This window comes from Mammaliicoccus sp. J-M40 (assembly GCF_022386395.1).
In the GTDB taxonomy this organism is placed as follows: domain Bacteria; phylum Bacillota; class Bacilli; order Staphylococcales; family Staphylococcaceae; genus Mammaliicoccus; species Mammaliicoccus lentus.
In genome coordinates this window covers 1-14525 of sequence record NZ_JAJNIQ010000014.1, presented here as the reverse complement: position 1 = coordinate 14525, position 14525 = coordinate 1, and the positions used below count along the sequence as shown (strand labels likewise).

The window sequence follows — 14525 nt, the reverse complement described above, 5'->3', positions numbered from 1 at the left end:
TTAAAGGAGAGTGATGAATTTGGGTTGGTATGCAACTTACTTTATAGTTTATTTCATATTTATGCTTGCAATAGCATATTATTATTTCAAAAAAATCAAAACTTATGAGGATTACTTAATCGGTGGTTGGAACACTGGGTTTTGGCAAATTACGGGGACAATTATAAGTACTTTTTGTGGAGCCGCAGTATTCATCGGTTGGGTAGGACTCGGTTTTACAGTTGGGTTATCAGGTTATTGGAAATTCGCTTTTGTAGCGATTTTATTTTCATTAATATTAATCTTAGGATTTGCCAGGCCACTTAGAAGGCAAAAGCTCATTACTTTAGCAGATTTATTTACTAAAAGATTTGGTGGTAAAGCAGGAGTTGTGCCTTCCATACTATCTGCGTTTATATATTCAGTACCGACAACGGCTCTACAAATGGTCGGTATGTCTACTGTCTTTAATATTACTTTTGATATGAATGTTTCATTAGGTATATTTATATCATTTGTCGTCATCTTAATATTCACTGTAATCGGAGGATTACCAGCAACTATGTTAACTGATGCTATTCAATCAATCATCATTATTATTGGTGTCGTTATTCTTGCGGTTGTTACGGTAGTTCATGTTGGAGGACTTTCAACACTTTTTGAAAACAGTAGTTCTAAACTTTTAAGTATTTCAGGACCAGATGGTTATGGGGAAGTCTTACTTTATGCATTATCAGTCGGGCCATTTTATTTAGTATGGCAATCTATTTGGCAGAGAATCTTTGCTGCAAAAAGCGAAAATGTAGCTGTTTCAGCAAATGCCTTAGGGTTTGTAATTTCAGGTTTCATTTCTATTTTACCTTTTATTATTGGCTTAGCAGCAAGACAATTTGTTCCGCTTGATATGCACCCTGACTTAGTCTTTTCATATGTAACAGATTTATTATTATCTAGCCCACTAGGAGGACTTGTATTCTTAGGTTTATTAGCTGCTTTAATGACAGGAGCAACATCATTTATTTTACAAGGTAGCAGTAACCTGACAATTGATTTTTATCAAACATTTATTAATAAAAATGCTAGCAGCAGAAAAATGTTAGTATTTTCGAGAATTTCAGTTGCAATCATAACAATATTGGCTTGTTTATTTGCATATACTGTAAGTGATATCGCCACTACATACCAATGGGCTTTAAGATTAACATCTACTATACTTGTCATACCATTTATTGCAGTAATGTTCTGGAAAGGTGTAACGAAAATTGGCGTTATGGTAAGTATGATAGGAACAGCAATACTTGTCTTATTATATCCTTTATTTAATTTACCTATTGATCATGCAATATTTGGATTTATAATTTCATTTATTTTATTAGTAGGCACAAGTTTACTAACTAAACACGATAAGTTAGAAACGATTCAAGCTGCTTATTTTGAAAAATTAGACAACCCGAATTTGGAGGATTATTATGAGTAACTTAATGATTAAAAACGTTAATATTATAGACATGGTTAATCCTAAACCTTATAAAAGTAATATATTAATTAAAGATGGAAAGATTAAAGAAATTAATACATCTATCAGTAATCAAAATGTTGAAACATTAGATGGTAAAGAACAATTTATTATACCTGGTTTTATTGATACACATAGTCATTTATTACTTTATGGCTTATTTAAAGAATTAGTAGATGTAAGGCCTGAAGCAGTTAAAAATATTTCAGACATTAAAAAAGCATTGAAACAACAATTACCTAAAAAGGATTCAGGGGAATGGATAGTTGGTCAAGGTTACAACGAACTAGAACTTGATGAAGAACGACATATTACGAAGCAAGAACTCGATGAAGTTTCAACTGAACACCCTATTTACTTACGTCATAGCTCTGCACATATGGGGGTTGCAAACAGTAAAGCTCTAGAAATAGCAAATATTAATGATGAAACAGAAAATCCTGAAGGTGGCTATTTTTCTAAAACGGATGGTACCTTAAACGGTTTACTTTATGAATTACCAGCAGTAGAAAAACTGTTACCTTATTTACCGAAACCATCTAAAGAAGAGATGATTGATGCGCTGAAAAATGCTGCTCAAGATTATATTGAAAAAGGTATTACAACAGCTTCAGAAGCGTCGGTTGGTCTAGCTCATGGTAAAGATGATATATCTGCTTATCATGAATATATACAATTAGAAAATGACATTAATTTAAGGATCATGATAGATTACCAACTGCTATTAAATGATGAAAGAATCAAAGATAAAACATATCAAGAATTAAATGAACAAGTACAAACACTTTCAAACCAAAAATGTACTTTGGATAGCGCTAAATTTTTCCAAGATGGATCAATCCAAATAAATACAGCAGCACTCACACAACCTTATAAAAATGAAAATACAAAGAGTGAGATTATTATAAAACAAGAAACATTAGAAAGTTTATATACATCGTTCGCAGAAAAAGGATTTCCATTAACAACGCATGCGAATGGCGATGCTGCTATTAAATCCATTATAAAAGCTTATTCTAAAATACAGTCTTTACCAAATTATAATCATGAAACACGAATTGAACATATTCAAACTGGTGAATATGAAGACATTGTGGCAATGAAAAACAATCAAATTTCCGGTTCATTTTTTACTAATCATATATATTATTTTGGTGATCAACATTATGAAAAATTTTTAGGTCCTAATCGGGCAAATCTAATAGATCCTGCAAGATGGGCTGAAGATTTAGACGTGTTATATACGCTGCATTCAGACTGTCCTGTAACGCCCATCTCTCCAATAGATAATATAATGATTGCTTGTAATCGTAAAACAAAAAGTGGACGTACTTTAGGTGAAGAATTGAAATTAACACGCCTAGAATCATTAAAAGCAATGACTATAAACGGCGCAAAGCTCAACCATACCGAAAATCAAAACGGTACAATTGAGCCTAATAAAAACGCTGCTTTTGTAATATTGAATCATAACCCATTAGACGAATCAATCGATCTAAATGATGATATGATTCAATATACGATTATTGGAGGAAAAGTAGTATATAAACGCTCATAGCCCATTAAATTATAAAGTGCCTATGAATCCACCATCAATATTAACTGAAGCTCCAGACACATATGAAGCGGCTGATGATGATAAGAAAGTAATCACATTGGCCGCTTCTTCTGTGTTCCCAATTCTTCCTAAAGGAATTGAGCGGTCAATTTTTGAGTATTCTTCCCAAGATAACTCAGGATTTTCATTTTTCCATCTTTTTTCTAATTGTTCACTTCTTATAAGTCCTATACATACTGTATTGACTCTTATATTATATTCACCTAAATCTTTACTCATCGCTTTTGTAAGTGCCATGCCAGCAGCTCTTGATACAGAAGTCGGCAACGATGATTTAGGAGGTGTCTTGCCTAACGCTGCTGTGACATTAATGATTGAACCTTGTTCATTTTCTTTCATATAAGGGATTGCTGCTTTTGAACAATTTATGGCTCCAAATAATTTTAAATCAAGATCATCTTCCCAAAGTTCATTTTCCACTTCTTCAAACGCATGAGCTTGGGATGTACCAGCATTGTTCACTAATATATCTATCGTTCCAAACTTACCCACTGTTTCTTCTACAGCTTTTATACATTCTGACTTATCTGTTACATCAGCAACAATAATTTGGACATTAGCTTTTGTGTGTTTTTGAATATAACTTTTTGCTTCTTCTAATCTATCTTTATTTCTAGCACAAATAGCTACTTTTGCTCCCTCTTTCGCCAAACATAAAGCTGATTCTAAACCGATACCTTTACTGCCTCCAGTAATTAATGCTACTTTGTTCTCTAATTTAAAATCCATCTAATACCCCTTTCTTTAGTTGTACTTATATCTCAATATACGTTAGTCTATATCTTACTGCAAAAATTCCCCCTTGTTTTCATGATGACTCTAGTTTCCTTATAAAAATAGGAGTGGACAGAAATCTCATTTTAATAAATAGATTTCGTAGTCCCACACTGCTTAGAATGACTAATATTGAAAAAAGCTTTTTATAAACTTATTTTCAGTCAAATCAGCTACTGCCAATACAAAATAAAGTCCTAGACAATTATTTATGTCCAGGACTCATATAAAATTCATTATATTTTCTTGTTATGCTTCAACATCGTATCCTTGATCTTCTATTGCTTCTTTCATCTGGTCAAAGTTTACTTTGCCTTCTTCATATGCTACTTGTACATTATTTTCTTCTAAGTTTACAGCGGCATTATTTACACCATCTAATTGATTTAAAGCACCTTCTACTGATGATTTACAATGATTACAAGTCATACCTTCTACTTTAATTGTTTGTTCCATTATATACATCTCCTTATAATTTATAGTTTAACTCTTTTTAATCTTAAAGCATTAGTGACAACACTAACTGAACTTAGAGCCATTGCAGCCCCTGCTATCCACGGTGCTAATAAACCGAGGGCAGCTATAGGTATACCAGCTGTGTTATACCCAAATGCCCAGAATAAGTTTTGTTTAATATTTTTAATTGTTGCGTGACTAATCTTGATTGCTTTAGGGATTAATAATAGTTCTCCCCCTAAAATCGTTACGTCAGCTGCTTCTATCGCTACTTCAGTTCCAGTTCCTATAGCTATTCCGATATCTGCTACTACTAATGCAGGTGCATCATTTACACCATCTCCGACCATAGCTACTTTCTTGCCTTTATCTTGTAAAGCTTTTATTTCATTTGATTTTTCTTCTGGTAATACTTCTGCTATAACTGAATCAATACCTACTTGCTTAGCAATAGCTTGCGCAGTTCTTTCATTATCACCTGTAAGCATAATTACTTCTAATCCTTCATCTTGCATCAGTTTAATCGCTTCAGGTGCCGTTTCTTTAATTGTATCAGCAACTGCTACTACGCCTTTATATTGACCATTAACTGCCATTAACATTGCAGTTTTACCTTGATGTTCAAAGTTTGTAAGTGTTTCTTCAACTTGATTAACTGAAATTTGAGCATCAGTCATTAGTTTTCTATTACCTACTAATATTTCATTTCCATCTATAGTTGCTTTTATACCGTGTCCAGGTATTGCATCAAAGCTTGATACGTCTTTTAAAGTTAAATCTTTTTCTGTAGCATATGCAACTATTGCTTCAGCTAGTGGATGTTCAGATCCTCTTTCTGCACTTGCCAACAATTGTAAAGTTTCATCGTCACCTGTAAAGTCAGTCACTTCTGGTTTTCCTTTTGTTATTGTTCCTGTCTTATCTAGAACAATAGCATTTAATTGGTGTGTTCTCTCTAAGTGTCCGCCACCTTTAAATAAAATACCACTTTCTGCTGCTTTACCAGTGCCTACCATGATAGAAGTAGGTGTTGCTAACCCTAAAGCACATGGACAAGCAATAACAAGCACTGCAATTGCAGCTACAAGTGCGCCTTCAAATTGTCCTGGGTTAACTAAAGTTATCCATATCACAAATGTTAAGATTGCTATTCCAACCACGATTGGTACGAAATAACCTGATATAACATCGGCAAGTCTTTGTATAGGAGCTTTAGACCCTTGAGCTTCTTCTACAACTTTAACGATTGATGCTAAAGCAGTATCTGAACCAACTTTTGTTGCTTTCATTTCAATTGAACCATTTTTATTAATTGTTGAACCAATTAACGCTTCATCTATTGATTTCTCTACCGGTATAGATTCACCAGTAATCATTGATTCATCAATAGAAGTATTTCCTTTTATAACTTTACCGTCTACTGGTATTTTTTCACCAGGTTTAATTCTTAAAACATCACCTACTACAACTTCTTCTACAGGTATCATCATTTCTTTGTCTTCTCTAATAACCCTTGCTTCTTTCGCTTGTAAATTAAGAAGTGATGATAATGCATTTGTTGTTTGACTTTTTGCTCTTTGCTCTAAATATTTACCGAATAAAATAAGAGTGATTAGAACTGCGCTTGTTTCAAAGTATAAATGTGACATGTATTCTGGATTACCAATAGTTTTAATCGCTTCGTATAAACTATAAAAATATGCCGCACTAGTACCTAATACAACAAGCACATCCATATTGGCGCCGCCGTTTCTTAAATTTTTATATGCTCCAATATAGAACTGCCATCCTATTACGAATTGAACAGGTGTAGCAAGAATAAATTGAAACCATGGATTCATAAATATACTAGGTAATTGAACATTAAATAAATGAACAAGCATTGTCATGAATAGTGGTAAGGATAAAACTGCTGAAATAATTAATTTTAATTTCATTTGTTTTATTTCTTTTTGTTTGTGTGTTTCTTTATTTTTCATTTCACTTTTTGCTTGTGCATCATATCCTAATTTTTTAATTTTATCTATGATTGCTTTAATATCCACTATTTCAGGATTATATTCTATATTAGCCTGTTCTGTAGTTAAATTAACTGTTGCTTGCTCAATGCCTTCTTGTCTATTTAATACTTTCTCGATACGACTTGAACATGCTGCACATGTCATACCAAATACATCAAGTTCTGCCTTTTCTGTTAACACGCCATATCCAAGTTTTTCAATTTTATTAGTTATATCCTTTAAAGAAGATTGTTCAGGATCAAATGAAACAGATGCTTTTTCTGTTGTTAAGTTCACTTTGGCATCTACACTGTCCATTCTATTTAATACTTTCTCAATTCGACTTGAACATGCTGCACATGTCATGCCAGTGACGCCAACAGTTGTTTGTTTCTGATTTGCCACTTATACCACACCTCCTTATTTAGAAAATTGTTTAAGAACACTCATTAATTCATCTATTGTTTCTTCGCCTTCGCCTTTTTGGATAGCATCTGTAACACAATGTTTAATATGACGTTCTGTTACTGCAAACCCAACATTCTTAAGTGCAGACTGTATAGCACTAATTTGAACGAGTATATCCACACAATAACGGTCTTCTTCAACCATACTTTGAATACCTCGTACTTGCCCTTCAATACGTTTTAATCTATTTAATACTTTCTCTTTTTCTTCTTTAGTTCTTGGTGTTACAGGATGATCATGTAAAAACTCTCCCATATACTCACGTCCTTTCTTAATTAATACTATACCCCCCTAGCGTATATTTTTCAAGTTTTTTGTTTATAAAATTAAATATGATACATAATTTTCTATAAAAAAATCTATTATTCCAACCGCGGCAATGATTACTGGCAATATAAAAAAAGAGCCGGAGACATTGATTATGTCCCAGACTCTTTAAAAACTAAAATATATTATTCAACTGTTACTGATTTAGCTAAGTTACGTGGTTTATCTACGTCACAGCCTCTGTGAAGCGCTGCGTAATAAGAAACTAATTGTAGTACTACTACTGAAACAAGTGGTGATAATAATTCATGTACATGTGGGATTACATAAGTATCCTCATCATGTTCTAATCCTTCCATAGAAATGATACAAGGATTAGCTCCACGTGCTACTACTTCTTTTACATTACCACGGATAGATAAGTTAACTTTTTCTTGAGTAGCTAATGCAATAATTGGCGTACCTTCTTCAATTAAAGCAATTGTTCCGTGTTTCAACTCTCCTCCAGCAAATCCTTCTGCTTGGATATACGAAATTTCTTTAAGTTTTAAAGCACCTTCTAAGCCAACATAGTAATCCATCGTACGACCAATGAAGAATGCGTTGCGAGTTGTTTCTAAGAAATCTTTAGCAATTTGTTCCATTTTAGAAGCATCATCGACGATAGCTGTAATAGCTGTCGTTACTTTTGCAAGTTCTGGTAAAATATCAACACCTGTTTCTTTACCATGAGCATTTGCTACAACTTGTGAAAGAATCGCTAATACTGCGATTTGAGCTGTATATGCTTTTGTAGAAGCAACAGCAATTTCAGGACCTGCATGTAAGATTAATGTATGATCCGCTTCACGAGATAAAGTAGAGCCAGGAACATTTGTAATCGTCAGTGCTTTATGACCAAGACGTTTCGCTTCAACTAATACTGCACGACTATCTGCTGTTTCACCTGATTGTGAAATAAAGATAAATAATGGTTTCTTAGATAGTAATGGCATATTGTAAACAAATTCTGAAGCTACATGTACTTCCGTAGGTACTTCAGCCCATTTTTCGATATATTCTTTACCTACTAAACCAGCATGATAACTTGTACCACAAGCTACAATGTATATTCTATCTGCTTGTGCAACATCATCGATAATTTCTTTATCGATTTTTAAGTTACCTTCATCATCTTGATAATTTTGAATAATGTTACGCATAACTGCAGGTTGTTCATGAATTTCTTTTAACATGTAATGATCGTAAGTACCTTTTTCAACATCTGATGCATCAATTTCTGCTTTATAGCTATCTCTATCGATAACATTGCCTTCTTGATCTTTAATGATTACTTTATCTTTTTTCACTATTACAATTTCATTATCTACTAACTCTTTATAAGTATCTGTGACAGCTAGCATCGCAATTGCATCTGAAGCAATAACATTGAAGCCATCTCCAACACCAACTAATAATGGTGATTTATTTTTAGCAACATAAATAGTTTCTGCATCTTGTTCATCTAATAAGCCTAATGCATAAGAACCATGTAGTAATGATAATACTTTATTAAAAGCTTCTTCAGTTGTTAAACCTTCATTTGAAAAATGTTCAATTAATTCTACAATTACTTCAGTATCAGTATCTGATTTAAATGTTACACTTTGTAAAAATTCATTTCTTAATTGTTCATAGTTCTCTATTACACCATTGTGTACTAAAGTAAAACGACCTGATGTTGATTGGTGAGGGTGTGCATTTTCGTAGTTAGGTACACCATGTGTTGCCCAACGAGTATGTCCAATCCCAATATTTCCATCAAAATCATTATCTGCAACTTTACGTAATTCAGCAATTCTACCTTTTTCTTTAAATACTTTTATTTCTTCTTCGTTACGAACAGCAATACCTGCTGAATCATAGCCTCTATATTCTAATTTTTCTAATCCTCTAAGTAATAATTCTTTTGCATTGGCTGTACCAATATATCCGACGATTCCACACATAAATTAAATTCCTCCAATTTTAAATAAGCGGTTAGACAACTTCAAAAAGTGTCCAGTCGCTTTCAGTACGTTATTGACTTCATGGCTGTTTCAATGACTTTGGACATACAGTCACCCATATGCTTTAACCATTGAACTTTCGAATGAGCCACATCCGGGATAGCATCCGCCGATAATTCGATAACCATCCTCCTCGTCAACAAAAGCGAAATTATTCATTCAACATGTATCTGAATATACACGCATCTTTAGTCATAATTCCCTTTTGTTCAGGCGCTATAAGTTTCCTTATTTTGATAAACCTCACAATCCTCCTTTAGTGAACTTTCTTTATTCTACAATGAATCTCAGTATTGTGCAATTATATCACTATATATATCAACTTATTTTATAAATTTATATTAAATGAACTTGTGATAATAATTTATAATAAAAAAACGGTTGAGCCATAAAACATATGACTCAACCGCTTTTATATTCATTTAATTATTCAATTCCCATTTCTCTTTTAACAACTTCTGCAATACTATTTACATATCTTTCAGCATCTTCTTCAGTTTTAGCTTCTACCATTACACGAACTAACGGTTCTGTTCCAGATGGACGTACTAAAATACGGCCTTCTCCATTCATTTCAACTTCAACTTTTGTAATAATTTCTGCAACTTTAGTATTTTCTTCAACACCATACTTATCAGAAACTTTTACATTGACTAAACGCTGAGGATATTTTTTCATTTTACTTGCTAATTCGCTTAATGATTTACCCGTTCTTTTAACGATGCTTGCTAAATGTACACCTGTTAGTAAACCATCACCTGTTGTATTATAGTCCATTAATACGATATGGCCAGATTGCTCGCCTCCAAGACTATAAGAACCTCTTCTCATTTCTTCTACAACATATCTGTCGCCTACTTTAGTTTTGTCGGATTTTATACCTACTTCTTCTAAAGCTTTATAGAAACCTAAATTACTCATTACTGTTGATACAACCATATTATCTTTTAATTCACCTTGTTCAGCCATATCTTGCGCTAAAATGAACATAATTTGGTCACCGTCTACTATTTGACCTTTTTCATCAACCGCTATAATTCTGTCTCCATCACCATCAAATGCTAAACCAAAATCTGCTTCGTACTCTACAACTGCATTAGATAATTCTTCAGGATGTGTAGATCCAACATTTAAATTAATATTATAGCCATCCGGTTTACAACCAATTGTCTCACTAGAGGCTTCTAAATCTCCGAATAAATAAGGAGCTAGAGAATATGTAGCACCGTGCGCACCATCTAATACAATTTTAAGCCCTTCTAAGTCTCCATCCACTGTTGACTTAATATAGCTCATATATTTTTGAGCGCCTTCGAAATAATCAGATATATGATTTAATTCCTTACCTGTAGGTCTTGGTAAATTATCTTCAGTTGAATCTAATAATTTTTCTATTTCTAATTCTTCATCATCAGTCAGCTTGAAACCATCTGGTCCGAAGAATTTAATACCATTATCAGCTACTGGATTATGAGAAGCACTAATCATAACACCTAAATCTGCTTCTACTTCTTTAGTTAAATAAGCTACACCTGGTGTTGAAATGACACCTAATCTCATAACTTCTGCTCCTATTGATGATAGACCAGCAATTAAAGCAGATTCTAACATTTCTCCTGATACTCGTGTATCTCTACCTACTAATACTTTCGGGTTTTCGCTATTATGCTTTTTAGCTAAAACATATCCACCAAATCTACCTAATTTAAAAGCAATTTCAGGAGTTAATTCAGAATTCGCTACTCCCCTTACACCATCAGTACCAAAATATTTGCCCATTTGTAATTCTCCTTTTATTTCCATTAGTTTTTAGAAGTTTTTATTTTTGCTTCGACTTTGTTGAATTCGGCTTCGTCTATATCATCAGGTAAATTTAAATCTACCTTTTTCGTTGTATCATTATCGATATCCGATACATCTACTGGCACATCTATTGAACTAATACCATCTAATACATTACGTGAACCGTATATTTTAACTTCTGATTTATCTAAACTTATATCGTCAATATTTGTGTTTTTTGAAGCAGATCCTTTTGTGACAGGATTTAAACTTACTGTTTTACTCGATCTCGCAACTTTAATGTTTACATTAACGGTATCAGGTCTAATTTGAACATCTAATTTGTTCAAGTTACTATCTAGTACGCTAATGCCTGCTTTCTCAGTTGTATCATCAGTAAGTTGTTTATTCTCATCTAATGTTGCCTTTACATATGCGATTTTATTTAATTCTTCTTGACCACCAGTAATCGTTATTTGTGATGGATTAACTGTTTCACCTAATAATTCATAACCGGAAGCGATTCTATTTTGATTGATTTCAGCTTCGATTGGGAATTTCTTAGATACTTTTTCTTGTAAAGAAACAGTTGTGGTTTTCGGAATAACTTGATAATTCAAATCTTTGTTTAATCCTTTTACTTTAAAGCTTTCTTTATATTCTCCTACTGATTTATTCTTTAGATTAAGTTCCACCTTAAAATTAAGTAATTTTTCTGTTTTTAAGATTGTAGATTGTGGTCCTGAAACTTTAACATCTACTGTCTTAGGTGCACCTGATAAGTATAATTCTTTAGAATTGTAAACTGTTTCAACAGGAACATCCTCTATAACATGATCAGAATTTTTTAACGTTGTTTCGTTAAATAAACTACCAAATACATTATTAACAGATAAGAACATGACTAAAGCTAGTACTAATGCGACAAAACGTAATCCCCATTTAGATTCTAGCATCTACTTCACATCCTTTCTGCTTTGAACAGAACCAAACCAATGCTCAACTAGTAATTCTCTAAAAGTATCACTAGATATTTCTTTTCTTAATTTACCATCAAATGAAACAGAAATCGACCCCGTTTCTTCAGATACAACTACTGTAAATGCATCTGAAACTTCAGAGATACCTACCGCCGCTCTATGTCTAGTACCTAAACTTTTAGATATTTTTTGACTATCTGATAATGGTAAGTAACTTGCAGCTGTAGCAATCTTTTGTTCTCTAATAATCATAGCCCCATCATGTAATGGTGTATTAGGAATGAATATATTAGTGAGTAGCTCTTGAGTAATATCAGCGTTAATAGGGATGCCCGTCTCTATGTAATCCTGCAAACCTGTTTCTTTCTCAAAGACTATGAGTGCACCTATACGTCTCTTAGCCATGTATTGAACAGCTTTATCGATACTATCAGTTAGACGTTCTTGTTCAGCAGAGGTCGTTACATTTACGCGTTTAAACAAGCTACCTCTACCTAACTGTTCTAGAGCTCTTCTAAACTCTGGTTGGAATATAACAATAATCGCTAAAAATCCCCATTGTAATACGAAGTCAAATAATAGCGTTGTTGTTGTTAAATTTAAAAAATCACTTACTGTTCTACCAATTATGATGAAAAATATACCTTTTAATAATTGTATCGCTTTTGTACCTTTCACTACTGTAATAATTAAGTACAATACATACCATACAATAATCAAATCAAGTATACCTGTTATAACTTTTATGGCACTTAAATCGCCAAAAATGTCAGGTAACTGCATAGTATCTCCTCCGTATTTCGTTAACCTATTATTTATTATATCAATTTTTCAGTTATATTGTTAATTTAAATAAAAAAGAAGTCTCTATAATTAGAGACTTCTTTATTTATAATGATTTTATTCATAATTGTCAATTATAATAGTTTTTCACCAAAAAATGAACCCATTAATCCAATCGCTAATCTAGCTGTTTTATTATATTCATCAATAAGTGGGTTTACTTCTACTAAGTCAGCAGAAACAATCAATTTAGATTCATGCAACATTTCCATCGCAAGATGACTTTCTCTATATGTAGCTCCACCAGGTACAATTGTTCCTGTTCCTGGTGTTTCAACAGGATCTAAAGCATCAACGTCTAGCGATAAGTGAATACCATCCGTTTTATCTTTTAGATATTCTATCGTTTCTGAAATGACTTGTCCCATACCTAACCTATCAATATCAGCCATAGTATATGTTAAAATACCTGCTTCTTTTATGTACTTTTTCTCGCCTTCATCTAAATCTCTCATACCTATTAATACGACATTTTCAGGTTTAACTTTATTTTTATATCCACCAATGTTTGTCAGTGCTTCATCACCTTCACCAATCAATGCTCTTAATGGCATACCGTGTATATTTCCGCTAGGAGAAGACTCTAACGTATTTAAATCACCGTGTGCATCGTACCAAATCACGCCTAAATTTTCATAGTGTTTACTAATACCAGCTATAGAGCCTATTGATAAAGAATGATCTCCACCTAGTATGAGTGGAAAGTGACCTTTTTCAACGGTTTCATTCACAGATTCGTATAAATTATTTGAAAAAGCAATTACTTCCTCTAAATTACGAAGACCTTTTTGTTCACTTTTATATTTCTTCATGTCTAGAACTGGTGATTGAACATTACCTTTATCAATTACTTCATGTCCAATATCTTCTATTCTCTCTATTAAACCAGCATATCTTAATGCATCCGGTCCAAAGTTAACACCTAATTTACGTTGACCAAAGGCAGTGGGTGCACCAATAATTTCAATACGTTTACTCATATTTTAAATCCCCCTTAATTGTCATTACTATTATATTCTAGTATATGTAAGCACTTACATCAAGGTATATAAGGGTTTATGGATATTATTAATATATTACAAATATTTATTCATATATGTATATAGAAACGCCTTTGCAACAATATCCTAATACATATACATGTATATGCAAAAACGCTTAAAAACAAAAAAGACATTAGTGAAATCACTAATGTCTTCAATATGAGCCATAGAGGATTCGAACCTCTGACCCTCTGATTAAAAGTCAGATGCTCTACCAACTGAGCTAATGGCTCTAATGGCTGGGCTAGCTGGATTCGAACCAGCGGGTGACGGAGTCAAAGTCCGTTGCCTTACCGCTTGGCTATAGCCCAACAATGGTGGAGGGGGGCAGATTCGAACTGCCGAACCCGAAGGAGCGGATTTACAGTCCGCCGCGTTTAGCCACTTCGCTACCCCTCCAGCTTATTTAGTTATTAGAAATGGTGGAGAATGACGGGTTCGAACCGCCGACCCTCTGCTTGTAAGGCAGATGCTCTCCCAGCTGAGCTAATTCTCCATATAAAAATGACCCCTACGGGACTCGAACCCGTGTTACCGCCGTGAAAGGGCGGTGTCTTAACCGCTTGACCAAGGGGCCATGGCTCCACAGGTAGGATTCGAACCTACGACCGATCGGTTAACAGCCGATAGCTCTACCACTGAGCTACTGTGGAATAATACTAATAATTTGCCCGGCAACGTCCTACTCTCGCGGAACGTAAGCCCAACTACCATCGGCGCTAAAGAGCTTAACTTCTGTGTTCGGCATGGG

Annotated in this window: 11 protein-coding genes, 6 tRNA genes and 1 rRNA gene; 2 read left to right on the top strand and 16 right to left on the bottom strand. The window is 33.6% G+C overall.

Annotated features, from left to right (window positions below):
• Window positions 1–19 precede the first annotated feature (19 nt).
• A complete protein-coding gene (locus LQ688_RS12485; protein ID WP_016998497.1) occupies window positions 20–1456 on the top strand; it encodes a sodium:solute symporter family protein in 1437 nt (478 codons plus the stop codon).
• The gene (locus tag LQ688_RS12480) at window positions 1449–3053 is read left to right on the top strand and encodes an amidohydrolase (protein ID WP_239752837.1); all 1605 of its coding nucleotides are present in this window, start codon (window positions 1449–1451) and stop codon (window positions 3051–3053) included. The genes LQ688_RS12485 and LQ688_RS12480 overlap by 8 nt, the downstream gene beginning before the upstream one ends.
• A gap of 9 nt (window positions 3054–3062) precedes the next feature.
• Here the strand turns inward: LQ688_RS12480 and LQ688_RS12475 are convergent, their stop codons facing one another.
• The 16 genes from LQ688_RS12475 to rrf all read right to left on the bottom strand — a co-directional run.
• Window positions 3063–3842, bottom strand: a complete 780-nt coding sequence (locus LQ688_RS12475) for an SDR family NAD(P)-dependent oxidoreductase (protein WP_103269340.1) — start codon at window positions 3840–3842, stop codon at window positions 3063–3065.
• Between the two features lie 294 nt (window positions 3843–4136).
• Window positions 4137–4343, bottom strand: a complete 207-nt coding sequence (gene copZ / locus LQ688_RS12470) for a copper chaperone CopZ (protein ID WP_016998500.1) — start codon at window positions 4341–4343, stop codon at window positions 4137–4139.
• A 20-nt stretch (window positions 4344–4363) separates the two neighbouring features.
• Window positions 4364–6748, bottom strand: coding sequence for a heavy metal translocating P-type ATPase (locus LQ688_RS12465; protein ID WP_239752836.1), 2385 nt, complete (start codon window positions 6746–6748; stop codon window positions 4364–4366).
• A 15-nt stretch (window positions 6749–6763) separates the two neighbouring features.
• Window positions 6764–7066 carry a metal-sensing transcriptional repressor gene (locus LQ688_RS12460; protein WP_016998501.1) on the bottom strand — a complete coding sequence of 101 codons (303 nt, stop codon included), beginning with the start codon at window positions 7064–7066 and terminating at the stop codon, window positions 6764–6766.
• A gap of 197 nt (window positions 7067–7263) precedes the next feature.
• Window positions 7264–9066, bottom strand: a complete 1803-nt coding sequence (gene glmS / locus LQ688_RS12455) for a glutamine--fructose-6-phosphate transaminase (isomerizing) (RefSeq protein WP_064205297.1) — start codon at window positions 9064–9066, stop codon at window positions 7264–7266.
• Window positions 9067–9552: 486 nt separating this feature from the next.
• Entirely contained in the window at window positions 9553–10905 is a 1353-nt protein-coding gene (glmM, locus tag LQ688_RS12450; protein ID WP_135022350.1) for a phosphoglucosamine mutase, read from the bottom strand.
• Window positions 10906–10928: 23 nt separating this feature from the next.
• A complete protein-coding gene (locus LQ688_RS12445) occupies window positions 10929–11864 on the bottom strand; it encodes a CdaR family protein (RefSeq protein ID WP_016998505.1) in 936 nt (311 codons plus the stop codon).
• Window positions 11865–12671: a diadenylate cyclase CdaA gene (gene cdaA, locus LQ688_RS12440; protein ID WP_016998506.1), complete on the bottom strand. Its 807-nt coding sequence runs from the start codon at window positions 12669–12671 to the stop codon at window positions 11865–11867.
• Between the two features lie 134 nt (window positions 12672–12805).
• Window positions 12806–13711 (bottom strand): arginase, encoded by a 906-nt coding sequence (gene rocF / locus LQ688_RS12435; RefSeq protein ID WP_064211422.1) that lies wholly within the window; start codon window positions 13709–13711, stop codon window positions 12806–12808.
• A 223-nt stretch (window positions 13712–13934) separates the two neighbouring features.
• Window positions 13935–14007: transfer RNA gene (locus tag LQ688_RS12430), tRNA-Lys, on the bottom strand.
• A gap of 3 nt (window positions 14008–14010) precedes the next feature.
• Window positions 14011–14085 (bottom strand) — tRNA-Gln (locus LQ688_RS12425).
• 4 nt (window positions 14086–14089) lie between these two features.
• A tRNA-Tyr gene (locus LQ688_RS12420) sits at window positions 14090–14173 on the bottom strand.
• Between the two features lie 21 nt (window positions 14174–14194).
• Window positions 14195–14270, bottom strand: a tRNA-Val gene (locus LQ688_RS12415).
• Between the two features lie 9 nt (window positions 14271–14279).
• Window positions 14280–14351, bottom strand: a tRNA-Glu gene (locus tag LQ688_RS12410).
• 1 nt (window position 14352) lies between these two features.
• Window positions 14353–14427 (bottom strand) — tRNA-Asn (locus tag LQ688_RS12405).
• Between the two features lie 16 nt (window positions 14428–14443).
• Window positions 14444–14525: ribosomal RNA gene (rrf, locus tag LQ688_RS14135) — 5S ribosomal RNA — on the bottom strand; the annotation flags it as partial.